Source organism: Actinocrinis sp. (assembly GCF_035605935.1).
GTDB lineage: Bacteria > Actinomycetota > Actinomycetes > Streptomycetales > Catenulisporaceae > Actinocrinis.
Map to the genome: position 1 here is coordinate 33,196 of NZ_DATNGK010000085.1, position 22,025 is coordinate 55,220.

Here is a 22,025-nt window from a genome sequence, read left to right on the forward strand (position 1 = left end):
TCAACGCTGTGCGGACTCGGCCCGTCGAGCCAGGCGCGCGTCCCGCTTCTCCTCGAAGCGGCTGGCGGCGACGTCGAGCGCGTCGAGGATCCCGGCCAGTTCCTCGCGGGCGCGCTCGCCGGCCGGGCCGAGGTCCGTGCGCTCCAAAGCCTTCACGTTCCGCAGCACCGGAACGAGAACCTCGTCGCGGTGGATGCGCAGGTTGTAGATCCCCGCGAGCGCGATCTCGACCGACTTGCGGGTGTAGTTCTCCACCGTGGCGCCGGGCATCTGGAACCCCTTGACCACGTCGAGCACCGCCTCCATCGTGGCGTCCGGCGCCGCGTCGAAGGCCGCTGACAGCAGATTGCGATAGAAGATCATGTGCAGGTTCTCGTCCGCAGCGATCCGGGTCAGCAGCTGCTCGCACAGCGGTTCGCCGCTGTAGACGCCGGTGTTGCGGTGCGAGATGCGCGTCGCCAACTCCTGGAACGACACATAGGCCACCGAGTTGACGAACTGCCGCGAATTCGGCGACACGTAGCCGGTAGACATGTGAGTCATCCGAGCCCGCTCAAGGGCGATCGGGTCGACTGCGCGCGTGGTCAGCAGGTAGTCGCGGATCGCCGTGCCGTGCCTTCCCTCCTCGGCGGTCCAGCGGTGCACCCACGTGCCCCAGGCGCCGTCCCGGCCGAACAGCAACGCGATCTCGTGGTGATAGCTCGGCAGGTTGTCCTCGGTCAGCAGGTTGAGGATCAGCGAGGTGCGCGCCGTCTCGTCCAGCTTGGACTGACCCGATTCCCACGGCGTGCCGCCGAGCGGTCCGTCGAAGTCCCGGCCCTCGCTCCACGGGACGTACGCGTGCGGGAACCACTCCTTGGCCACCGCGAGATGGCGGTTGAGGTTCTCTTCCACGACGGGTTCGAGCTCGTACAGCAGCGCGGTCTGGTCCACGGCGTCGGCGGTGGGACGGGAGTCGGTCGGAAGGGGCACGGCTGGCTCCTGGGGGGCCGGTTCGGACGTGCACGTTGGATGTGCACGGGTAACCTACGATTGCGTAGGTTACGCCAACGTAGCTTATGAAGCTGAGAGAGCGCACAATCAGGGCGGAGCAGGCCCGTCACTCGACCTCCGCAGAGTTTTGTTGCGCGAGTTGACAAATAACGTGATCTCAGCCACTCTCGTAGTCGAGGGTGGACTCCGGGGGCCGCGCATAGCGCGCCCAGGAGCCCAGGCCCCGAACCGCTCGGCCCCTGAGCCGGGCCGGTCCGGAGCGCTGAATTGAATAAACATCGCCGCATCGCCGCACCGATGCGGCGATGTGCTTTTCCGGGACACTTCGCCCCTTCCGCGCCTGGCCTGCGCTGCCCTACGCTCTGCGCATGGCGACCAAGCCCGCGGCGGCCGCGACCAAGCGCCCGCGCATCCTGACCCGCTCGACCGTGCTGCCCGCCGTCGGCATCGGCCTGATCACCGCGCTGCTCGCGGTGCAGGAGCACGCGCCGTTCCTGATCGGCATCGTGGTCGGCCTCGCGGTGGCAGGCGTCATCATCGGCATGATCGCGCTCAAGCGGGCGTTGTACGGCGATTAGACTGGTCGCTGCAAAGCCGACCGGAGGACAGCGTCGAGGCCCGTGGACCGATCAGTGAACATCGAGCGATGAACAGCGCCCAGTGAACGCTGCCGTCATAGCCACCACCTTCGGCGTGGTCTTCCTCGCCGAACTACCCGATAAGACCGCGTTAGCCAGCCTGGTGCTGGCGACCAAGTACCGCGCCCGGGATGTGTTCATCGGCGCCGCCGGCGGTTTCGCTGTGCAGGTCGCGATCGCTTTGGCGGCCGGAGCGCTGCTCTCGCTGCTGCCGCACCGCACCCTCGAAGGGATCGTCGCCGCACTGTTCCTGCTCGGCGCGTTCCTGATCTTCCGGCACGGCCGGCAGGACGACGCGGAGGCGGAAAGCGAGGCCGAGGAGGCGGCGCTCAGCGCGAAGCCCGGCAACGGCACCTGGCGCGCGCTGCTGACCAGCTTCACCGTCATCACGATCGCGGAGTTCGGCGACCTGACCCAGATCGTCACCGCGAATCTCGCCGCCAAGTACGACTGGCTGCCGGTCGGCATCGGCGCCGTGGTGGCGCTGTGGGCGGTCGCCGCGCTGGCGATCCTGGGCGGTCAGGCGCTGCTGCGGCTCATTTCACTCAAGTGGATTACCCGCGTCGCGGCCGTGATCATGGCGGTGCTCGCGGTGATCTCGCTGATCTCAGCCATCCGCGGCTGAGAACCAGCGCGCGGCTGTCACCCGATCCGGTTCAGCAGTCCGCCGGGGATCGCCGTGCCCTGATTCAGCGCGCCGAACAACTGCTGCGCCCTCGTGGAATCCCACAGCACCGTCGAGCCGAGGCCCGAGACCTGGTAGCCCTCGTTCTTGATCGGGACGGTACCGACGTTGCCCTTGCCGCCGGTGATCGGCCCCACCTTCCTGGACATGCTCACCAGGTCGGACAGACCGGAACCGTTGTCCACCGCGATCGCCCCGAGCGCCGAGTCCAGGAACGGGTAGAGCGTGAACGGGTTGAACTCGACGCCCGGCCGCATCGCGGATTTGGCCAGCGCGGCCACGAATTTCTGCTGGTTCGCCATCCGGCTGATGTCGGAGTTGGCCAGCGAGTAGCGGGTGCGGATCAGCGCGAGCGACTGCGTGCCGTTCAGGTTCTGGCAACCGGCCGGCAGATCCGCACCGGAATGACTGTCCTTCACTGGTGCATCGAGACAGAGGTGCACGCCGCCGACCGCGTCGACGACGTTGACGACACCGAGGAAGCCGATCTCCATGTAGTGGTCGACGCGTACGCCGGTGGCCATCTCGACCGTCTTGGTCAGCAGCGGCGCGCCGCCGAGGTCGTAGGCCGCGTTGATCTTGTTCTTACGCGCGCTGTGCGCCGTGCCGGAGGAGTCCGTGTACGCCGGGATGGTGACGTACGAGTCTCGCGGGATGGAGATCAAGGCGGGCGCGCCGGAGCCGTAGTGCAGCAGCAGGATGGTGTCGGTGCGCTGGCCCTGGTCCGAGCCGACATGCAACTCGTTCTTCTGAGCCTGGGTCAGATTCGAGCGGCTGTCGGAGCCGACGACCAGCCAGTTCGTGCCCGCGCCCTGCGCCGGCCTGCCGTCGTAGTCGGAGAGCGCGGCCACCTTGGTCACCTTGCCGGAAGCCCACAGCCAGGTGCCGATCCCGGTGCCCACGAAGACGACGATGAGCGCGAGCAGCGTGAGCACGGTGATACGCACCCAACTGCGCCGGCCGCCCGGGCGGCCCGAACCCGGCGCGCGCGGCTCCCGCGGTGGCCTGGTGCTCTTGCCGCCGCGTCCATAGGTCGAGGTAGACGGGGCCAGCGGATCGCGCGCCGGGGCGTCCTGAGTGACCTGTTCGGGGTCGAACTCAGGCCACCGGCCGCCACCGCCGCCGCTGCCGTAGTACCGGTCTGAACCGTTACCGCTCACCGTGCCACCGTACGACAAGCCCGCCGCCGAGGTGCTGTGGCGCGCGCCACGGCGCACTTTCGTGCAGAACTGTCACGATTCTGCGACGTGACTATCGCCGGGTAACCACGGCGCCGTCGGGTGCGGCGAGAAACACCGCGCCGACGTTGAGGTCCCGGGCAGCCGCGAAATCGGCGTCGGCGAGTCCGGGCGCCTCGGACACGATCGCGGCCGCTTCCAGCCGGTCGGCGCCCGAGGAGAGCGCCATCGCTACCGCGACTTCGAGCGCGGAGAGCTTCAGCGAGGGCAGCGACACGGTCACCGCGGCGTAGGTACGGCCGGTGGCGTCGCGCACCGCGGCGCCTTCCGGCGTGCGGTTGCGGGCTCGAGCGGATCGCGCCAGCGTGATGATCTTCGCGTCTTCCGGATCGAGCGGTGCTACGGTCGCGGGCTGCTCGGCGGTCATCGGTTCAGTTCCTCGCGTTCAATCTCAATCATCGGAATCGGCGTCGACCGGATCGAAGTCGTCGACCGGACGTGAGCCGTTGCGGCTCCCCTCGCCCGACGCCTCGTCACGTGAATAGCCGGCCGGTGACTCGAGGCTCCGTGATTGCGAACCACGAGACTCAGCGCCGGTTGAGTCAGGGGCACGCGACAGTGCTGGCTGCTCGCCGCCATCTTCGTCCTCGTCCGGCGCCGCCTGAACCAGAACCGTGCCGATCCTGCGCCGGCGACCCTCAGTGGACTCGGCGGTGATGGTGAGCCCGTCGATGCGTACCGTGGCGCCCGGAATCGGCACCTTGCCGAGCCGCTTGCCGAGCAGGCCGCCGACCGTCTCGACGTCCTCGTCCTCAAGGTCGCGGTGGAACAGCTCGCCGAGTTCATCAAGGCCGAGCCGCGCGGACACGCGCGCCCCACCGCTCAGATCTCCTGGGCCGGCCAACCATTCCACCTGTGGCTTGCCCAGGTCGTACTCGTCGGCGATCTCTCCGACGATCTCCTCGAGGATGTCCTCGATAGTGACCAGTCCGGCCGTGCCGCCATACTCGTCGATCACGATCGCCAGGTGGATGCGCTGAGCCTGCATGTCGCGCAGCAGTTCATCAGCGTGCTTCGAATCCGGCACATACGTGGCGGCCCGCATGACCGCCTCGACGGGCACGGACAGCGGGTCGGCCTCCGGACTGCCCTCGTACATCCGCCGCGCCAGATCCTTGAGATACACGATGCCGACCACGTCGTCCGCGTTCTGGCCGGTGACTGGAATCCGGGAGAACCCGCTGCGCAGCGCCAGGTTCAGCGCCTGCCGCAAGGTCTTGCCGCGCTCGATGAACAGCATGTCCGTGCGCGGGACCATGACCTCCTTGACGAGCGTGTCGCCGAGTTCGAACACCGAGTGCACCATGCGCCGCTCGGCCGCCTCGATCTCGCTGTTCTGCTCGGCGATGTCGACCAGCGCGCGCAGTTCGGCCTCGGTGGCGAACGGTCCTTCGCGAAAGCCCTTGCCGGGTGTCAGCGCATTGCCGAGCACGATCAGCGCGCGCGGCAGCGGGCCGAGGATGCGGCCGAGCGGCAGCAGGACCGCGGCTCCGGCCGCGGCGATCTGCGGGGCGTGCTGGCGGCCGAGCGTACGCGGGCTGACGCCGACCGCGACGTACGAGACGACGGCCATGATGGCTACCGACAGCGCGCCGGTGCCCAACGTCAGACCCCAGCGATGCGCACACACCATGGTGACCATCACCGCGGCGGCCATCTCGCCGACTACGCGGATAAGCAGCACCAGGTTGACATAACGCGCCGGGTCCGCCGTCAGCCGGACGAGTCGCGCCGCCCCCGGCTCGCCGCGTTCAAGTAGTTCGGCCGCACGCACCCGGGAGATGCGGGCCAGCGCTGCCTCAACCCCGGCAGCCAGCCCGGCGATCAGCACCGACACCGTTGCGCCGACGAGAAGCCACGCGATCGTCGCGGTCACAGCTCAGCGTCCGCGCCGCTCATCGGAGGCCTGCTTGCGCCAGCGGTCAAGCAACTCCTGCTGAAGCCCGAACATCTCGGCCTTCTCGTCCGGCTCGGCGTGGTCATAGCCGAGCAGGTGCAGGATGCCGTGCGTGGTGAGCAGGTGCAGCTCGTCCTCCATGGAATGCCCGGCCGCCTCGCCCTGCTTGGTCGCGACCTCGGGGCACAGCACCACGTCGCCGAGCAGCCCCGGCGTCGGCTCGTTGTCGTCCTCGGCCCGCGAGGGACGCAGCTCGTCCATCGGGAAGGACAGCACGTCGGTCGGCCCCGGCTCATCCATCCACTGGATGTGCAGCTGCTCCATCGCGGCGGTGTCGACCAGCAGGATGGACAGCTCGGCCAGCGGGTGGATGCCCATCTGGTCGAGGACGTGCCGGGCGAGCGCGACGATGGCCGCCTCGTCCACGGCCACGCCCGACTCGTTGTTGATATCGATCGACATGGCGCGAATCATCCCACCGCGCGGGCGCGTGGGGCGGCGCGGCGCTGCGCACGGTTCATCGGCGCGACCCCGCCCTGCTCGCGCTCCTGCCGGGCCGCGTCGTAACGCCCGTAGGCGTCCACGATCTCGCCGACCAGACGGTGACGCACCACATCGACACTCGTCAGCCGGGAGAAGTGGATGTCGTCCACGCCGTCGAGAATCTCCTGCACCACGCGCAGCCCGGACTGGGTGCCGCCGGGCAGGTCCACCTGCGTGACGTCGCCGGTGACAACCACCTTCGACCCGAAGCCGAGCCGGGTGAGGAACATCTTCATCTGCTCGGCCGAGGTGTTCTGCGCCTCGTCCAGGATGATGAATGCATCATTGAGCGTGTTGTGCGTGAGCAGGTAGTCCTCGGTGACGTAGAGCGAGTCCGCCGCCGCGACCTGGATGCACACGGTCTCTTCGCGGCCCATCGGCTCGATGCTGTCGATGAAGCGCATCGGACGTCCCCCGCCACCCTCGGCGCGGTATTTGTCGCGCTTGCGGGCGAGCCGGAAGGGCTCGATACCCCCGGGCAGCCGGATGTCGATGACGTGAGAGTCATGCCGGTACGCGACCGGCCTTCCGTTCGCGAGACCAGGCGTGCGACCGAGCGCCGAACGCCGCCGCGCATAGGCGACGCCGCCAAGCGACCGCACCAGCTCGACAACGTTCTCGCACAGCACGTCAGATGTGGTCGTGTACTGAATCCGGCAGGTTCGGCCCGCCTGCGTCACTGGATCGCCATCAGAGTCCAAGAGCCCCTGAAGCAGTGCGACCCGAACCTCGGCGCTGTTGTACAGATAGTCATCCGGGATGAACTTCGCGTGCGACCCCATGCCGAGCAGGCCGAGTGTCCGCATCGTCCGAGTGACCGGGTTCTCGAGAGTGATGACCTCACCCTGAGCCCTGACCCGGTTGAGCGCGTAGTCGACGCCTCCCTTGTGCCGCACGCGCATGCCAGGCAGCGCGGCTTCGAGCGCCGTTGCAAGCTCGGCGTCCGCCGTGGCGAACGACGGAGTCGTGGACCCGGTGACACACCCGTCACCGAGCAGTAGCCCGAGGACATACGGATCCATCGGTACGGGCGACTCCGGCAGGCACACCGGACCGGTGAGCATCGGCAGCTCGTAGCGCCGCGCATGGGCCGCGCGGAGATTGCCGATCATCTCCTGTGTCTCAAGCACTCGCCAGGGCTTGTTACGCCTTTTGTCGGCCGCGGTCCGCACGGTCCACAGATGCTCGCCGCAGCAGAGTGTCGAAGATCCGTCCTGCGCGGAAACGCGGTAGACGTCCTTCTCGCCCTGCGGATAGACGCCGAGTACCGGAGTCGGCTCGCCGTTCGAGCCGATGACCAGGTCGCCGACCCGAAGTTGCCCGATCGGGCGGAAACCATCGGGTGTAAGGACCTTTGTAAACAGGGGCTGAGCCCGGCCCCGCATATATGCCAGCGGGGCGACCTCGATGGTTCCGGCGGCCATCAGGCGCGGGATCGAGTCGGGGTCGATCATGTCGTGCAGCGCGTCGTAGAGCGGGCGCAGGTAGGGGTCGATCTTCTCGTAGAGCGTGCCGGGCAGGAAGCCGAGGCGTTCGCCGGCCTCGACCGCGGGGCGCGTGAGGATGATCCGAGTGACTTCCTTGGCCTGGAGCGCCTGTACCGCCTTGGCCATCGCCAGATATGTCTTGCCGGTGCCCGCGGGGCCGATGCCGAAGACGATCGTGTGCCGGTCGATCGCGTCGACGTACCGCTTCTGGTTCACGGTCTTCGGCCGGATGGTGCGGCCGCGGTTAGACAGGATGTTCTGGGTCAGCACCTCGGCGGGCCGCTCACCGGACTCGCCGTTGCGGGCCGCGCGCAGGATGCTGATCGAACGCTGGACGGCGTCGTCGGTCAGCGGCGCGCCGGTACGCAGCACCAGCAGCATCTCGGCGAACAGCTGCTCGGCGAGCTCGACGTCGTCGCGCGGCCCGGTCGCGGTGATCTCGTTGCCGCGGGCGTGCAGGTCGAGGCCGGGAAGCTGCTGCTCGATGACCCGCAGGATGCTGTCGCCAGTGCCCAGGACTGCCACCATCGGGTGCGCCGCGGGGATGGTGATCTTGGCCTGCGCGGCGGGGGCGGCGGCCTCGGGCTTGTCCGACGGCGCAGCTGCGGACGAGGCGGCCGGCGCGGGGGCGGACGATGCGCCCTTGCGGGTGCGCGCGCGAGGGGTGGAGGAAGAGGTGCGGGACCTGTTCGGCTGCTCAGTCATAGGCGGGCCGCGGGGGCCTTCGAATCATTCCTTCGATCGACGCTGACGGGGACGCTGTCCATGATATCGAGCACAAACGTCTCGCTCCCCAGGAATTATTTCAACAGCTGGTCCGGCAAAGCGCTGGTCAACGCCGCGCTAAGTCACGGTTTCGGCGGGGAGCCGAGTCGGGCTAGTGCGGCGCGGAGCCGAAGTGACCGAGCGCGTCGCCGCCGAGGACGTGCAGGTGGACGTGGTAGACCGTCTGACCGGCGGCGTCGTCGGTGTTGAACACGAGGCGGTAGCCGGGGATGTCGGCGAAGTCGGGCAGCCCCTCCTGCCGGGCGACCTCGGCGCCCTCGGCGAGCAGCCGACCGGCCAGTTCCGGGTTCTTCGCGGCAAGTTCGCCGACGTCGCGGTAGCCGTGTGCCTTGGGGATGACCAGCACGTGCGTGGGGGCCTGCGGGTTGATGTCACGGAAGGCGAGAAAGTCGGCGTTGTCCCGCACTACCGTCGCGGGGATCTGCCCGGCCACGATTCGACAGAACAGGCAGCTCTCGTCGTAGGCCGTTTCCGTGCTTGTCATACCGCTCTCCGGGGTTGTAGCCGCAGGTCCCGATTCGCTCGATTCAGTGATCATCGTTCGCACGAACGAGTCGATTCCGTTCAGTCGGACCGATCTTAGGGCTTCTCGTTGGTCTCCCACTGTGTACCGTTCCGGATCGCCACCACGTGATCACAACGGGTACTTCCCCGGATCCCACGCATAGCAGGAAAGCAGCTCCAATGGACCGCCTCGCCGCACATATCGTCGCCACCGCACTGCTCACCGCCGCGCTCGCCGCGGTGCCGCTCGCGCTGGACAAGCCGACCTCTGAAGCCAGCACGATCAAGGCCGCGCTGCCCGCCGCGACCCGCTCCCCCGCCTTCGTACCGGCGGCTTCCGTCAAGGTCTCGGGCACCACGGCCGTCCCGACCCACACCGCTCAGTCCTCGACTGCTGACTCTAAGGCGACGGCGGCCGCGACGCCCACGCCGAAGCCGACTTCTCCAAGTTCGACTGCTCCGAGGCCTGTCCTGGTGCCGATCCCCTGCCCGGACGCCTACCAGGTCGGCACGACTGCGTACGCACACTGGCACGGCATGATCGCGTTCTCGGTGAAGCAGTTCTACTCGCCGAAGTGCCACACCGTGTACGGCTACGCGTACCCGTGGCTCCAGTTCCGTGTGCAGAAGCAGCCTTACGACCTCGGCATGGCCGTGTTCGATCTCACGCATGACGCGATCGTCGGGGCGCGGACCTTCGTCAACGGCACTGGCGGCCCTGACTTCTGGTCCGCTCCGTTCGTCCCGACGGCCGGTTCGTGCACTCAAGGCCTGGCGCACGTCTTCTTCCCGGACACGGAGTCGGACACGTTCACCGACAAGTTCTGCCTGTAGCCCGGGTTTTGCCTGTAGTCGCGGACGAGGTGCGTTACCGGCCGCTAGATGACCAGCGGCCGGAGCGCGCGAGCAGGACGGCAGCGGCAGCCGTACCGGCGGTGGACGTGCGTAAGACAGTCGGTCCCATGCGGTAAGCGACCGCGCCCGCGTCGGCGAAGGCCCGCAGTTCCTCGGGCGAGATCCCGCCCTCCGGCCCGACGATCAGGATTAGCTCGCCTTCCTGATCAACCGTCAGATCGGCGAGTGAGCCGGCCGCGTCCTCGTGCAGTACCGCCGCTACCGTCGCCTTCTCGAGCAGCCGCGCGACTTGCGTCGTCGTCGCTGGTTCCGCGATCTGCGGCCACCACAACCGCCGCGCCTGCTTGGCCGCCTCGGCCGCGGTCGAACGCCACTTGGCCAGCGCCTTCTCGCCGCGATCGCCGCGCCACTGCACGATGGACCGGGACGCGGCCCACGGCACGATCACATCGACGCCGATCTCGGTCATCATCTCAACGGCTAGTTCGCCGCGATCTCCCTTTGCCAGCGCCTGCACGACCGTGATGCACGGCTGCGGCCTCGGCACTGACCGGTGTTCGAGTACGTCGACGTCGAGCGCCGGGTCGCCGGACCCGACGGCCGAGCGCACGACGCACTCGGCGAGCCGTCCCGCGCCGTCGGTAAGGTCGAGCCGCTCGCCGGGCCGCAGCCTGCGCACGAGCGCGGCGTGTCGGCCTTCAGGGCCGTCCAGCCGGATCGCCGATCCGGACAGCTTCTCCGTCTCGACGCGGAACACGGGCACGGTTGTCATATCAGCGCAGTCGTGGTGGCAGGGGCCGGAACGATGGTCGTAATAGTTGTCGCAGCAGTCTTCAGCACTCGGCCGTCAGCCGTTGTTGATGGCGTCCTTGATCCGCGAGAAGAGGCCCTGTTTGCCCGGGGCGAAGGTGCCGGAGGGCCGCTCCTCGCCGCGCAACCTGGCGAGCTTGCGCATCAACTCTTCCTGCTCCGGGTCGAGGTTCTTCGGCGTCTGCACCTCTACGTGCACCACCAGGTCACCCCGGCTGCTGCCGCGCAGGTGCTGGATGCCGCGGCCGCGCAGGGTGATCGCCTGGCCGGACTGGGTGCCGGGACGGATGTCCAGGTCCACCGAGCCGTCCAGGGTCTCCAGCGGGATCTTGGTGCCGAGGGATGCGGCGGTCATCGGCATGGTGACCGTGCAGTGCAGGTCGTCGCCGCGCCGCTGGAAGATTTGGTGCGGCTCCTCGACGATCTCGATGTACAGGTCGCCGGCCGGACCGGCCCCGGGGCCGACCTCGCCCTCGCCCGCCAGCTGGATGCGGGTGCCGTTGTCCACGCCGGGCGGGATCTTCACCGTCAGCGTCCTGCGGGTGCGTACCCGGCCGTCGCCCGCGCACTCGACGCACGGCGTGGGGACGACGGTGCCGTAGCCCTGACACTGCGGGCACGGCCGGGAGGTCATCACCTGGCCCAGGAACGAGCGGGTGACCTGCGAGACCTCGCCGCGTCCCCGGCACATGTCGCAGGTGACCGGCGAGGTGCCCGGCGCGGCGCCGTCTCCGGCGCAGGTCGGGCAGACCACAGCGGTGTCCACCTGGATATCGCGTTGCGCGCCGAAGGCCGCCTCGCTCAAGTCGATCTCGACCCGGATCAGCGCGTCCTGGCCGCGGCGAACTCGGGAGCGCGGCCCGCGTGACGCCCCGCCGCCGAAGAAGGCGTCCATGATGTCGCTGAACGCGAAGCCCGCGCCGAAGCCGCCGCCGGGCGCTCCGGCCGAGGTGCGGGTCGGGTCGCCGCCGAGGTCGTAGACCTGACGCTTCTGCGCGTCGGACAGGACCTCGTAGGCCAGCCCTATCTCCTTGAACCGCTCCTGGGTCTCCGGATCCGGGTTGACGTCTGGATGCAGCTCGCGAGCGAGACGGCGGTACGCCTTCTTGATCTCCTCCTGGGTAGCGTCACGTCGTACCCCCAGGACCGCGTAGTAGTCGGTCGCCACTCGTGTAACTCCAGCCGGATTCGGACACTGCCTGCGTGGTGCGGTTGCGTGTGCCTGTGGTGCTACTTACAGCTCTCGCCGACGGACCAGGCTACGCCTGATCCAGGATTCGCCCGACGTAACGAGCAACGGCTGAGACCGCGCCCATAGTGCCCGGGTAGTCCATGCGCGTCGGACCGAGCACACCGAGTTGCGCCACCGTATCCCCGTCGCGGCCATAGCCGCTGGTGACCACGGAGGTCGCGGACAGCCCTTCGTACCCGGTCTCGTGCCCGATGCGCACGGTGAGCGTGGACGGTCCGGTGGTCTCGCCGAGCAGCTTGAGCAGCACCATCTGCTCCTCGAGTGCCTCGAGCACCGGGCCGATGGTGTCCGGGAAATCCTGCCGGAATCGGGTGAGGTTGGCCGTGCCACCGAGCACGACCCGCTCCTCGCGCTGCTCGACGATCACTTCGAGCAGCGCAGCGATCAGCGAGTCGACCGCGGGGCGGTCCTCGTGCGGGAACTGATCGGCGAAGTCGTCGACGCGGCCGGGCACGTCAGAGAGCCGGTGCCCGGCGATCAGGGCGTTGAGGCGAGCGCGCAAATCTGCGACGGTCACCTCGCTGACCGGGATGGTCTCGACGAAGCGCTGTTCGACCCGGCCGGTGTCCGTGATCAGCACGAGCATGATGCGGCTGGATGTGATCGCGACGAGTTCGACGTGCCGTACCGCGGAGCGGGACAGCGACGGGTACTGCACGACAGCGACCTGACGGGTGATCTGAGCGAGCAGCCGCACTGTGCGCGAGATCACGTCGTCGAGGTCCACCGCGCCGCCGAGGAAAGCGTGGATGGCGCTGCGCTCGGCCGAGGAGAGCGGCTTCACGTTGGAGAGCCGGTCGACGAAGAGCCGGTAGCCCTTGTCGGTGGGTACCCGTCCGGCGCTGGTGTGCGGCTGGTGGATGTAACCGTCTTCCTCCAGCGCGGCCATGTCGTTTCGTATGGTCGCCGGAGAGACACCGAGGTTGTGCCGCTCGACCAGGGCCTTCGAGCCCACCGGTTCCTGGGTGGAGACGTAGTCCTGGACGATCGCGCGCAGCACTTCGAGGCGTCTGCGATCGAGCCTCGGGTCCTCGACCCTGGAGTCCGCGAGCCGCGGCTCGCCGAGCCTGGGTTCGCCGGGCCTGGGTTCGCTGAACCTCGTGTCGCCCGGCCGTGGATCCTCGCGCACGCCTACCACCTCCCGCTCTTGTAGCGGCCTGATCACCGAGCGCTCCTGGCACTCGGGACGAGTGAGTGCCAATGGCGGTGAGTCCAGTGTACGGCGCGGGAGCGGGATCAGTCTTCAGCCAGCGGCCGCCGATCGCACCGATCGCCTGTTCAAGCGCGCAACTCAAGCCGCAGAGCGCCCGTGGACGCGGCGGCTGGCGCTACTCTCAAGCGCGTGGACTCCCGCGACCGTGGCCCGAGGCCGAAGCAGTACGGACCGGATGACCTGCTGCCGCGCGGCGGCCGGTTCAGCCGCGCGAACCGCCCGCTGCAGGAGGTGGAGGCGGTTGCGGACCTGGTGGTCGAGGAGGTGACCACGGGTTTCTGTGGAGCGGTGGTGCGGGTCGAGAAGACTCCGGGCGGATTCACGGTCACGCTCGAGGACCGCTTCCGCAAGCGCCGGGTGTTCCCGCTCGGCCCTGGCTTTTTGTTAGAGGGCAAGCCGATCGGCCTGGTGCGACCTAAATCAAAATCCGAGCAAACAGGTCCGGCTGCTCGAACCGCCTCCGGCTCGCGGGCGGTGCACGGCCAGCGGGCGCGGGTGGCGCGCGAGGGCCGCATCTACGTCGAAGGCAAGCACGACGCGGAGTTGGTCGAGCGGGTGTGGGGCGACGACCTGCGGATCGAGGGCGTGGTCGTCGAGCTGCTTGATGGGGTTGATTACCTGCCCGGCATCATCGATGAATTCCAGCCGGGCGAAGGCAGGCGGCTCGGCGTGCTGGTGGACCATATGGTCGCGGGCTCGAAGGAGACCCGGATCGCGCGGCAGGTGCAGGAAGGCCGGGAGGACAGTGTCCTGGTGCTCGGCCATCCATATGTGGACATCTGGCAGGCCGTCAAGCCGCAGGTGCTGGGCTTTGAGGCGTGGCCGAAGGTGCCGCGAAGCGAGGAGTGGAAGGAAGGGGTCTGCGAGCGCCTACGCCGCAAGGATCCGACCTGGCCGCTCGACCCGCGCCAGGCTTGGCCGCGCATCCTCGGCGCCGTGACCTCGTATAAGGATCTGGAGCCGACGTTGCTGGGCAGAGTAGAGGCGCTGATCGACTTCGTCACCGCGCCTTAGGTACGACCCCTTGTCCGATTATCTATTCAGGTAATCGGACGGTGCGACTATCGATCTAGTCCGTGAGGTCGCGGACCAGCGCATCGGCGAGCAGGCGGCCGCGCAGGGTCAGCACCGCATGCCCATCGGCGAACGGCAGCGGTTCCAGCAACTTGTCTCCGAGCGCCCGTCCTGCGGCGGTGCGCGCCTGGGGCGAGAGCAGGGCGAGATCGAGACCGTCGATCAGTCTGAGCTCCAACAAAATGCGTTCGATTCGGCGATCTTCGCCGCCGAGTAGTTCGCGCGCGTGGCCCGGTGACTGTCCCGCCGCGATGCGCTGCGCGTAGGCCGCCGGGTGCTTCACGTTCCACCAGCGCGTGCCCGCGACGTGGCTGTGCGCTCCCGGTCCGACGCCCCACCAATCCGCGCCGTTCCAATACAGCAGATTGTGGCGGCAGTGCGCGTCGTCGGACACGGCCCAGTTCGAGACCTCGTACCAGCGGTAGCCGGCGGCGCTGAGCATCTCGTCGGCGATGACGTATCGGTCCGCGTGTACGTCGTCGTCGATGTTAGGCAGCTCGCCGCGTCTAATCCGAGCCGCGAGACGCGTACCGTCCTCGACGATGAGCGAGTAGGCCGACACGTGATCCGGATACGCACCGATCACAGCCTCCAGCGAGGCGCGCCAGTCATCGTCGCTCTCTCCCGGCGTGCCGTAGATCAGGTCCAGATTGACCTGTTCGAATCCTGCGTCGTACGCCCACCGCACGCACTGCTCCGGCCGGCCGGGCGTATGGCCGCGTTCGAGCACCTCGAGGACGTGCTTGCGCGCGGACTGCATGCCGAACGAGATTCGGTTGAAGCCGCCCTCGGCCAGCTCGACCAGGTATTTCTCGTCGACCGACTCGGGGTTCGCCTCGGTGGTGATCTCGGCCGCGGCGTCGAGGCCGAACTCGTCGCGGATCGTCTTGAGGATCGCTTTCAGGTCTCCTGCGGGGAGCAGCGTGGGCGTGCCGCCTCCGAAGAACACGGTCTCGACGGGCACGTATCGGTCGCCGAGCACCCGCCTGGCCAGCCGGATCTCCGCGATGGCCGTTTCCGCGTAGGACGCCTGCGAAGCGCCGCCGCCGAGTTCCTTAGCGGTGTACGTGTTGAAGTCGCAGTAACCGCAGCGTGTCGCGCAGTAAGGCACGTGCACGTAGAAGCCGAACGCCCGCTCGCCAAAAGCGGCTACGGACTCGGCAGGCAGCGCACCGTCGTCCGGGACCGGCGCTCCGTCGGGTGCAACTGATGGCATGAAACGATTGTCCGCCTGCTGCTCGTTTTGCTCGCGACTTGGTCTTCGTGCTTTTCCGCTACTTCTTCTTCGCTTCGACAGGAGCGTCGGAGTCGGTGGACAGCGCCGCGATGAAGGCCTCCTGCGGCACCTCGACCCGGCCCACCATCTTCATCCGCTTCTTGCCTTCCTTCTGCTTCTCCAGCAGCTTGCGCTTTCGCGTGATGTCGCCGCCGTAGCACTTGGCCAGCACGTCCTTGCGCATCGCGCGGACCGTCTCGCGGGCGATCACGCGGGCGCCGATCGCGGCCTGGATCGGGACCTCGAACTGCTGACGCGGGATCAGGTCCTTTAGCCGTTCGGCCATCTTCACGCCGTAGTTGTAGGCCCGGTCCTTGTGCACGATCGACGAGAACGCGTCGACCTTCTCGCCGTGCAGCAGGATGTCCACCTTCACCAACTCGGCTTGCTGCTCGCCAGTCGCCTCGTAGTCGAGCGACGCGTAGCCGCGGGTCTTTGACTTGAGGGCGTCGAAGAAGTCGAAGATGATCTCGCCGAGCGGCAGCGTGTAACGCAGCTCGACCCGGTCCTCTGAGAGGTAGTCCATGCCGAGCAGGTTGCCGCGGCGGGACTGGCACAACTCCATGATCGCGCCGATGTAGTCGGAGGGCGCCAGCACGGTCGCGCGCACCATCGGCTCGTACACCTCGGCGATCTTGCCGTCCGAGGGGAACTCGCTCGGGTTGGTGACCGTGTGCTCCTCGCCGCTCTCCATCACGACGCGGTAGACCACGTTCGGGGCGGTGGCGATCAGTTCGAGGTTGAACTCGCGCTCAAGCCGCTCGCGGATGATCTCCAGGTGCAGCAGGCCGAGGAACCCGACCCGGAAGCCGAAGCCGAGCGCCGCCGAGGTCTCCGGTTCGTAGACGAGCGCGGCGTCGTTGAGGCGCAGCTTGTCCAGCGCGTCGCGCAGGTCCGGGTAATCCGATCCGTCGATCGGATAAAGGCCTGAGAAGACCATCGGCTTGGGTTCCTTGTAGCCCCCGAGCGCAGTGGTCGCGCCTTTGTGCTGTGCGGTGATCGTGTCGCCGACCTTGGACTGGCGCACGTCCTTCACGCCGGTGATCAGGTAACCGACCTCGCCGGCGCCGAGCCCGTCGGCGGGAGTCGGCTCGGGCGAGATGACGCCGATCTCCAGGAGTTCGTGGGTCGCGCCGGTCGACATCATCAGGATGCGCTCGCGCTTGGTGAGCTGGCCGTCCACGACGCGGACGTACGTGACCACGCCTCGGTACGAGTCATAGACCGAATCGAAGATCATCGCGCGGGCCTTGCCGGTCGGCTCTCCGAGCGGCGCCGGGATGGTGCGGACCACGTGGTCCAGCAGTTCGGGCACGCCCTGCCCGGTCTTGCCGGAGACCTTGAGCACCTCGTCCGGGTCGCAGCCGATCAGGTGCGCCAGCTCGGCCGCGTACTTCTCCGGCTGGGCGGCCGGCAGGTCGATCTTGTTGAGCACCGGGATGATCGTCAGATCGTTCTCAAGCGCCATGTACAGGTTCGCCAGGGTCTGTGCTTCGATGCCCTGCGCGGCGTCGACCAGCAGGACCGCCCCCTCACAGGCGGCGAGCGAGCGGGAGACCTCGTAGGTGAAGTCGACGTGGCCGGGAGTGTCGATCAAGTTGAGGATGTGCGTGGTGCCCTCGATGCGCCAGGGCAGCCGGACCGCCTGCGACTTGATGGTGATGCCGCGCTCGCGCTCGATGTCCATCCGGTCGAGGTACTGCGCGCGCATCTGCCGCTCGTCGACCACGCCGGTGAGCTGCAACATCCGGTCGGCCAGGGTGGATTTGCCGTGGTCGATGTGCGCGATGATGCAGAAGTTCCGGATCAGCGCGGGATCCGTGCGAGACGGCTGCGGCACGTTGGGCGGAAGCGAGGGCAACGAAGTCAATCCATTCGACTTGTGGGAACCGGCTCCATGGTCCCATGCGGCCACCTCGTTCTCCGAATGGCCGGAGAGCGGGACTCCAGGACCTGCGGCGCAGCGGCCGGCCCGCACCTTGCGTTAGCGAGAACCGCCAGCGACGGGCGCTGCCCGCATGCCATGCTTGAGCCTCGCGTCATCCCGATCTTCGGAAGGCCCTGAATGGTCCGGTTCGCGCACACGGCTGACTGGCAGCTCGGCATGACCAGGCACTTTCTCAGTCCCGGGACGCAGGGGCGCTACGACCAGGCACGGCTTGAGGCGATTGGGCAGATCGGGCGGATCGCGGCGGCGGAAGGCTGCGAGTTCATCGTGGTCTGCGGTGACGTATTCGAGCACGTGCAGGTGGCGCGCAAAACGGCGGCTCCGGCGCTGCGCGCGCTGCGGGCCGTCTCGCAGCAGGTGCCGGTGTACTTGCTGCCAGGCAACCATGATCACCTTTCCTCGGCTTCGATCTACGCGTCGCATTGGTTCGGGGCTGAACGGCCTGCGAACGTGCATGTGCTGGACCGGCCGGGCGTGGTCGAGGTGCGGTCAGGCGTGGAACTGCTTGCGGCACCTTGGGATGGCAAGCAGCCACCGGCCGAGCAGATCGACCGTTTGGCGGTGCGCGCACCGATCATCGGACCGCAGAGCGCGCTGGTGCGGATCGCGGTCGGCCACGGCGGGGTGGACTCGCTGGCCTCGCAGCTGACGCAGGATCCGATCAGCGTGTCAGCCCTGGAAAAGGCGCTGACCGAGCGGCGGATCGATTTCGCAGCGCTCGGCGACCGGCATTCGCGCACGCAGGTCGGCGCGACCGGCCAGATCTGGTACTCGGGCACGCCCGAGCCGACCGCGACGCGCGAGATCGACCCCGGACAGTTGCTCGTGGTCGACATCGAGCCCGGCGCGGCGGTGAAAGTCACGCCGCATCAGGTCGCGACCTGGACCTTCGCGGAGCGGGAGTTCGTGCTGCGGGGCGCCGATTCGGCGGATGACGTGCTCACGTGGCTCGACGACTTCCCCGAACCGTCGCGCACCGTGGCGAAGCCGATCCTGCGCGGCGACCTGACCATCGCCGAGCACGCCCGGCTCACCGAGGCGGTCGAGCAGCGGCGCGACCTGTTCGCGGCCATTGCGCCGTCGGGTCGCAGCGATCTGCGCGTGCGGTCGGATGATCAGGACTTCGCGGACTTGGCGTTGACTGGCTTCGCCGCCGAGGCGGTGGAGGAGTTACGCGGCTTGGACAGTGACACCGCGCGCGACGCGCTCGGCCTACTGCTGCGGCTCGCCGGCGGCGATATCAGGAGCGGCAGCGCGAACGGAAGCGGCAGCATGGCGATCACGAACGAGGCGGGCGCCCGATGAGGCTGCACCGGATCACGCTGACCGACTACCGGGGTGTGCGCGAGCGGACCGTGCAGTTCGCCGAGCAGGGCGTGACGATCGTGTCCGGGCCCAACGAAATCGGCAAGACCTCGCTGGTCGAGGCGCTGGACCTGCTGCTCGAAGAGAAGGCCAGCTCGACCCGCAAAGAGATCATGGCCGTGCAGCCGGCCGGGCGTGATGTCGGACCGTGTGTCGAAGCAGAGCTGAGCTTCGGCGGCTATCGGGTCGTGTACCGCAAGCAGTGGATCAAGGGGAAGACCACTGAGTTGCGGGTGCTGAGCCCGACACCGCAGCAGGTCAGTGGCAACCCCGCACATGAGCGCTTCGCTGAGCTGTTGCACGAGGCGGGCATCGACCTGTTCTTGTGGCGGCAGCTGAGGATCAGTCAGGACTGGCAGCGCAGCCGCGCGCAGGGTCATCGCGCGGATGGCCAGTCGGCGATCGCGGGCCTGCCCGCGGTCAGTGGCGCGCTGGAGCGGCAGAACGCGCAGGCGGTGCGCACCGGGCCGGAGGAGGCGCTGCACGAGCGGGCGCGCCAGCAGTACGAGCTCTACTACACCCCGAAGCGCGGCGAGCCGCGCGGCGAATACGCCGAGGCGCGCGCCGCGCTTGACGAGGCGAACAGCAGGGTCGAGGCGGCGAAGCAGGCATTGGCGGACGCCGAGGGCGCGATCGCGGAGCAGACGCGGCTGCGCGGCGAGTCGCATGAGGCGGCGCTCGAACTGGATGAGGCGCGCTCGGACCTGGCCGCGCTGGAGGAGCAGAACGCGGAGCTGACACGGTTACGTGGCCGACTCGGGCAGATCGACGCAGCGTTGACGCTCGCGCAGCAGATCGAGGCCGCGACCGCGGATTTGGGCCGGTTCGCCGCGAGGTCGGCGCAACTGGACACGGAACTGGCCATCGCGACCAAGGAACTGGCCGTGGCGCAGGCTGATTATCAGAACGCACACCAGCATGCGTCCGGTCTTCGCGACGAGGTGGAGCGGCTGCGAGCGGCGGTGCGCCTGGCCGGCGAGGACGTGCGCTGGCATCGGGACCGGCAGGCCGCGGATCGACTCGCGGCGCAGCTCGAACGCGCCGAAGATGCCGTTGGGCGGGTGCGCGGCGCGGACCAGCTTTTGGCGGCCAATCCCGTCACCGAGGAAGTGCTGGATCGGATCGAGAGCGCGCACAAGCAGTGGGACAAGGCGGCGGCGCTCCTGCACGCGAACGCGGCGACGGTGAGTGTCACGCCGCTGGGAGACGCCCTGGTGACCGTGGCCAGCGGCGATGCGGCGGGTGTCGATGCTGCGGCGATCGGCCCGAGTTCGAGTTCAGGTTCGGGTTCCGAGCCGGCTGCGACTGCGGCTGCCAGTTATCCGGCTGTCGAGTCGATCACGGTCGAGGCGCCGGGCGTGGTGCGGGTTGTGATCAGCCCTGGCGCGGGCGAGAGCTCGCGCCGGGAAGCGGAACGCACGACACGCTCGCAGTACCGGGAGCTGTGCTCGGCGGCGGGCGTCGCGGATTTGGCGGCGGCCAAGGACGCTCACCGCAGGCGGCGCGCGGCTGAAGAGGAACGCCGCGCGGCGGTTCAGGAGCGGGACGCCGCGGTCGCCGACGCGCGCCAAGATGGTGAAGAGCTGTCTGACTTGCACGATCGGCTGACGGCGCTGCGGGATCGGATCGCGGCGCATGAGGGTGGCCGGGCCGCCGAACCGCCAGTGCCCACAACTCTTGAGGCGGCGTTGGCGGCGGAAACACAGCTGCGTGGCGCGCAGGACGACGCCGCGGCGCGACTGCACGGCGCCGATTCCGCAGCGGGGCACGAGGAGTCGCGCGTCGTCGGGCTGCGGCAGCAGATCGCGTCGCTGCGGCGTGAAGTGGATAACGCGTCAGCGGATACCGGACACGCGAAGGCCAGGCTCGCCGAATTGCCCGCCGCGCGCACCGAGTCGGAACTCGGGCAGTTGCGGGCGCAGCGGCAGGCGGCGGCTGATCGGATCGAGCAGCTGAATCCCGAGCAGTTGGAGCTGCGGCTCGGCACGGCGCGTTCGTTGCCGGCCCGGCTGGAAGAGGAGCAGGTCGCCCGGCGTGAGCGGCTGGCCACGCTCGCCGAGCGGATCGCGACGTTCGCGGAAAGCGGGCCGGAGGAGTCGCTCGACGCCGCGTCGACGCACCAGGCGCGCGTGCAGCGGACGTACGAGCAGCTGCATCGGGAGGCCGCTGCGGCAAGGCTCCTGTTCGAGACGCTTGATCGCTATCGCTCGCGGGCGTGGCTGCGGTACGCCGAGCCGTTCCGCGCGCTGGTGGAAAAGTACGCGGCAGCAGTATTCGGATCTGGCGTCGGGATCGCGGTGGACGAAGACCTGACCATCAGCGCGAAGACGACGGATGGCGCGACTGTGGCGTTCGACCAGCTCTCGGCGGGCGCGCGGGAGCAGTTGGCGCTGCTTGGCCGGATCGCCTGCGCGGAACTGATCACGCCGCCTGGGGCGCAGGACGTGGGCGGCGTACCGCTGATCCTCGACGACGCACTCGGGCACACAGATCGTGCACGGCTTAATCAGCTGGCAGCAATTCTGGACCGAGCGGGAACCCGCGTGCAGATCATCCTGCTGACGCATGCGCCGGAGCGTTTTCGGATCGGCGGCGCGTGCAGCGTGATCCTCTAGCTGTGGCATTGGCATACATCAAGCGGGATTACCTAAGCCGGAGTTGCTCGAGTCGCGCGATTTCGGGGAAGCTCGCGGCGGCTGCTAAAGTGGCGGTCGCGTGGCCTGCGGTTCTCTGTGACGTTGCTCTCCGAGCCGGTCTGGGATCGCAGTAGCGCGGCGTTGCACAGCGTCCCCCTGGGACGCGCGGGCCGGACGGCCTGCCGGTGGTCACACCTCTAAGACGTCGCGCGACCTTCGGGACGGATCCCGGCGGCCCGCCGCGCTGTAACCACCACCAGGATGTGAAGAGGCTTTTCGTGGCGAACATCAAGTCCCAGATCAAGCGGATCAAGACCAACGAGAAGGCGCGTCAGCGCAACCAGTCGATCAAGTCCTCGCTCAAGACGGCGATCCGCAAGACCCGCGAGGCGGTCGCGAGCGGCGACCAGGCCAAGGCGCAGGAGTTGGCGCGCGCCGCGTCCCGCGCTCTGGACAAGGCGGTCTCGAAGGGCGTCATCCACGCCAACCAGGCCGCGAACAAGAAGTCCGCGATGGCCAAGAAGGTCAACGACATGGCCGCCTGATCTGGCGACCCGTGCGGCATTGACGCGGCATTGACTCGTGTCGGCGGCCCGGCGAGGTTCCTTCGGGGACCCGCCGGGCCGCTGCCGTTATCAGAGGGCGTCTGATCCCATTGTGGGGGCGAATCGGCCGATCGACGGGCCTGGCTGCGTTGCCGAAACATCCACAGACGACCCACGGTGTTGAATGAGGAGCGCGAGGATGCTCCGGCGCCTTGCCAGGCCCGCCGCTTGGCCGATTCGCTGTGCCGTACCCGACAATTGCGGCAATGCGCCGCTGATA

Annotated in this window: 19 protein-coding genes; 7 read left to right on the forward strand and 12 right to left on the reverse strand. The window is 68.2% G+C overall.

What is annotated here, in order from left to right; translation table 11 throughout:
• A complete protein-coding gene (locus tag VN779_RS07795) occupies nt 1-972 on the reverse strand; it encodes an acyl-ACP desaturase (protein WP_325721635.1) in 972 nt (323 codons plus the stop codon).
• 389 nt (nt 973-1,361) lie between these two features.
• Here VN779_RS07795 and VN779_RS07800 point away from each other — a divergent pair, with 389 nt between their 5' ends.
• Nucleotides 1,362-1,571: a hypothetical protein gene (locus VN779_RS07800; RefSeq protein ID WP_325721637.1), complete on the forward strand. Its 210-nt coding sequence runs from the start codon at nt 1,362-1,364 to the stop codon at nt 1,569-1,571.
• An 82-nt stretch (nt 1,572-1,653) separates the two neighbouring features.
• Nucleotides 1,654-2,256, forward strand: coding sequence for a TMEM165/GDT1 family protein (locus VN779_RS07805; RefSeq protein ID WP_325721638.1), 603 nt, complete (start codon nt 1,654-1,656; stop codon nt 2,254-2,256).
• 17 nt (nt 2,257-2,273) lie between these two features.
• Here the strand turns inward: VN779_RS07805 and VN779_RS07810 are convergent, their stop codons facing one another.
• The 6 genes from VN779_RS07810 to VN779_RS07835 all read right to left on the reverse strand — a co-directional run bounded on the left by VN779_RS07810 (nt 2,274) and on the right by VN779_RS07835 (nt 8,751).
• Nucleotides 2,274-3,476: an LCP family protein gene (locus VN779_RS07810; RefSeq protein ID WP_325721640.1), complete on the reverse strand. Its 1,203-nt coding sequence runs from the start codon at nt 3,474-3,476 to the stop codon at nt 2,274-2,276.
• 91 nt (nt 3,477-3,567) lie between these two features.
• On the reverse strand, nt 3,568-3,921 hold the full coding sequence (locus tag VN779_RS07815; protein ID WP_325721642.1) for a cytidine deaminase: 354 nt from the start codon (nt 3,919-3,921) through the stop codon (nt 3,568-3,570).
• Nucleotides 3,922-3,945: 24 nt separating this feature from the next.
• Nucleotides 3,946-5,430, reverse strand: coding sequence for a hemolysin family protein (locus tag VN779_RS07820; RefSeq protein ID WP_325721643.1), 1,485 nt, complete (start codon nt 5,428-5,430; stop codon nt 3,946-3,948).
• Nucleotides 5,431-5,433: 3 nt separating this feature from the next.
• On the reverse strand, nt 5,434-5,913 hold the full coding sequence (ybeY, locus tag VN779_RS07825; protein WP_325721644.1) for an rRNA maturation RNase YbeY: 480 nt from the start codon (nt 5,911-5,913) through the stop codon (nt 5,434-5,436).
• Between the two features lie 8 nt (nt 5,914-5,921).
• The gene (locus tag VN779_RS07830; protein ID WP_349260697.1) at nt 5,922-8,009 is read right to left on the reverse strand and encodes a PhoH family protein; all 2,088 of its coding nucleotides are present in this window, start codon (nt 8,007-8,009) and stop codon (nt 5,922-5,924) included.
• Nucleotides 8,010-8,358: 349 nt separating this feature from the next.
• Nucleotides 8,359-8,751 (reverse strand): histidine triad nucleotide-binding protein, encoded by a 393-nt coding sequence (locus VN779_RS07835; protein WP_325721648.1) that lies wholly within the window; start codon nt 8,749-8,751, stop codon nt 8,359-8,361.
• A 200-nt stretch (nt 8,752-8,951) separates the two neighbouring features.
• Between VN779_RS07835 and VN779_RS07840 the strand changes: the two genes are divergently transcribed.
• Nucleotides 8,952-9,605 carry a hypothetical protein gene (locus tag VN779_RS07840; RefSeq protein ID WP_325721650.1) on the forward strand — a complete coding sequence of 218 codons (654 nt, stop codon included), beginning with the start codon at nt 8,952-8,954 and terminating at the stop codon, nt 9,603-9,605.
• A gap of 34 nt (nt 9,606-9,639) precedes the next feature.
• Here the strand turns inward: VN779_RS07840 and VN779_RS07845 are convergent, their stop codons facing one another.
• The 3 genes from VN779_RS07845 to hrcA form a co-directional block, all read right to left on the reverse strand.
• Nucleotides 9,640-10,398 carry a 16S rRNA (uracil(1498)-N(3))-methyltransferase gene (locus VN779_RS07845; protein WP_325721652.1) on the reverse strand — a complete coding sequence of 253 codons (759 nt, stop codon included), beginning with the start codon at nt 10,396-10,398 and terminating at the stop codon, nt 9,640-9,642.
• A 75-nt stretch (nt 10,399-10,473) separates the two neighbouring features.
• A complete protein-coding gene (gene dnaJ, locus VN779_RS07850) occupies nt 10,474-11,604 on the reverse strand; it encodes a molecular chaperone DnaJ (protein ID WP_325721654.1) in 1,131 nt (376 codons plus the stop codon).
• A 91-nt stretch (nt 11,605-11,695) separates the two neighbouring features.
• On the reverse strand, nt 11,696-12,817 hold the full coding sequence (hrcA, locus tag VN779_RS07855; protein ID WP_325721656.1) for a heat-inducible transcriptional repressor HrcA: 1,122 nt from the start codon (nt 12,815-12,817) through the stop codon (nt 11,696-11,698).
• A gap of 213 nt (nt 12,818-13,030) precedes the next feature.
• Between hrcA and VN779_RS07860 the strand changes: the two genes are divergently transcribed.
• Nucleotides 13,031-13,915, forward strand: coding sequence for a DUF3097 domain-containing protein (locus VN779_RS07860; RefSeq protein ID WP_325721658.1), 885 nt, complete (start codon nt 13,031-13,033; stop codon nt 13,913-13,915).
• A gap of 55 nt (nt 13,916-13,970) precedes the next feature.
• On the opposite strand, the gene hemW is transcribed toward VN779_RS07860, so the two are convergent.
• Nucleotides 13,971-15,191 (reverse strand): radical SAM family heme chaperone HemW, encoded by a 1,221-nt coding sequence (gene hemW, locus VN779_RS07865; RefSeq protein WP_325721660.1) that lies wholly within the window; start codon nt 15,189-15,191, stop codon nt 13,971-13,973.
• A 58-nt stretch (nt 15,192-15,249) separates the two neighbouring features.
• Nucleotides 15,250-17,112 (reverse strand): translation elongation factor 4, encoded by a 1,863-nt coding sequence (lepA, locus tag VN779_RS07870; RefSeq protein WP_325721662.1) that lies wholly within the window; start codon nt 17,110-17,112, stop codon nt 15,250-15,252.
• A 204-nt stretch (nt 17,113-17,316) separates the two neighbouring features.
• Between lepA and VN779_RS07875 the strand changes: the two genes are divergently transcribed.
• The 3 genes from VN779_RS07875 to rpsT all read left to right on the forward strand — a co-directional run bounded on the left by VN779_RS07875 (nt 17,317) and on the right by rpsT (nt 21,745).
• Entirely contained in the window at nt 17,317-18,504 is a 1,188-nt protein-coding gene (locus VN779_RS07875) for a metallophosphoesterase family protein (protein WP_325721664.1), read from the forward strand.
• On the forward strand, nt 18,501-21,179 hold the full coding sequence (locus VN779_RS07880) for an AAA family ATPase (protein WP_325721666.1): 2,679 nt from the start codon (nt 18,501-18,503) through the stop codon (nt 21,177-21,179). The genes VN779_RS07875 and VN779_RS07880 overlap by 4 nt, the downstream gene beginning before the upstream one ends.
• Before the next feature lie 299 nt (nt 21,180-21,478).
• The gene (gene rpsT, locus VN779_RS07885) at nt 21,479-21,745 is read left to right on the forward strand and encodes a 30S ribosomal protein S20 (RefSeq protein ID WP_325721667.1); all 267 of its coding nucleotides are present in this window, start codon (nt 21,479-21,481) and stop codon (nt 21,743-21,745) included.
• Nucleotides 21,746-22,025: the final 280 nt, after the last annotated feature.

Bases quoted from the DNA above. Each gene is read 5' to 3' on its own strand.
- VN779_RS07800 (WP_325721637.1), top strand. From the start codon at position 1,362: ATGGCGACCAAGCCCGCGGCGGCCGCGACCAAGCGCCCGCGCATCCTG.
- VN779_RS07815 (WP_325721642.1), bottom strand. From the start codon at position 3,921: ATGACCGCCGAGCAGCCCGCGACCGTAGCACCGCTCGATCCGGAAGAC.
- ybeY (WP_325721644.1), bottom strand. From the start codon at position 5,913: ATGTCGATCGATATCAACAACGAGTCGGGCGTGGCCGTGGACGAGGCG.
- VN779_RS07830 (WP_349260697.1), bottom strand. From the start codon at position 8,009: ATGGTGGCAGTCCTGGGCACTGGCGACAGCATCCTGCGGGTCATCGAG.
- VN779_RS07835 (WP_325721648.1), bottom strand. From the start codon at position 8,751: ATGACAAGCACGGAAACGGCCTACGACGAGAGCTGCCTGTTCTGTCGA.
- VN779_RS07840 (WP_325721650.1), top strand. From the start codon at position 8,952: ATGGACCGCCTCGCCGCACATATCGTCGCCACCGCACTGCTCACCGCC.
- VN779_RS07845 (WP_325721652.1), bottom strand. From the start codon at position 10,398: ATGACAACCGTGCCCGTGTTCCGCGTCGAGACGGAGAAGCTGTCCGGA.
- hemW (WP_325721660.1), bottom strand. From the start codon at position 15,191: ATGCCATCAGTTGCACCCGACGGAGCGCCGGTCCCGGACGACGGTGCG.
- VN779_RS07875 (WP_325721664.1), top strand. From the start codon at position 17,317: ATGGTCCGGTTCGCGCACACGGCTGACTGGCAGCTCGGCATGACCAGG.
- VN779_RS07880 (WP_325721666.1), top strand. From the start codon at position 18,501: ATGAGGCTGCACCGGATCACGCTGACCGACTACCGGGGTGTGCGCGAG.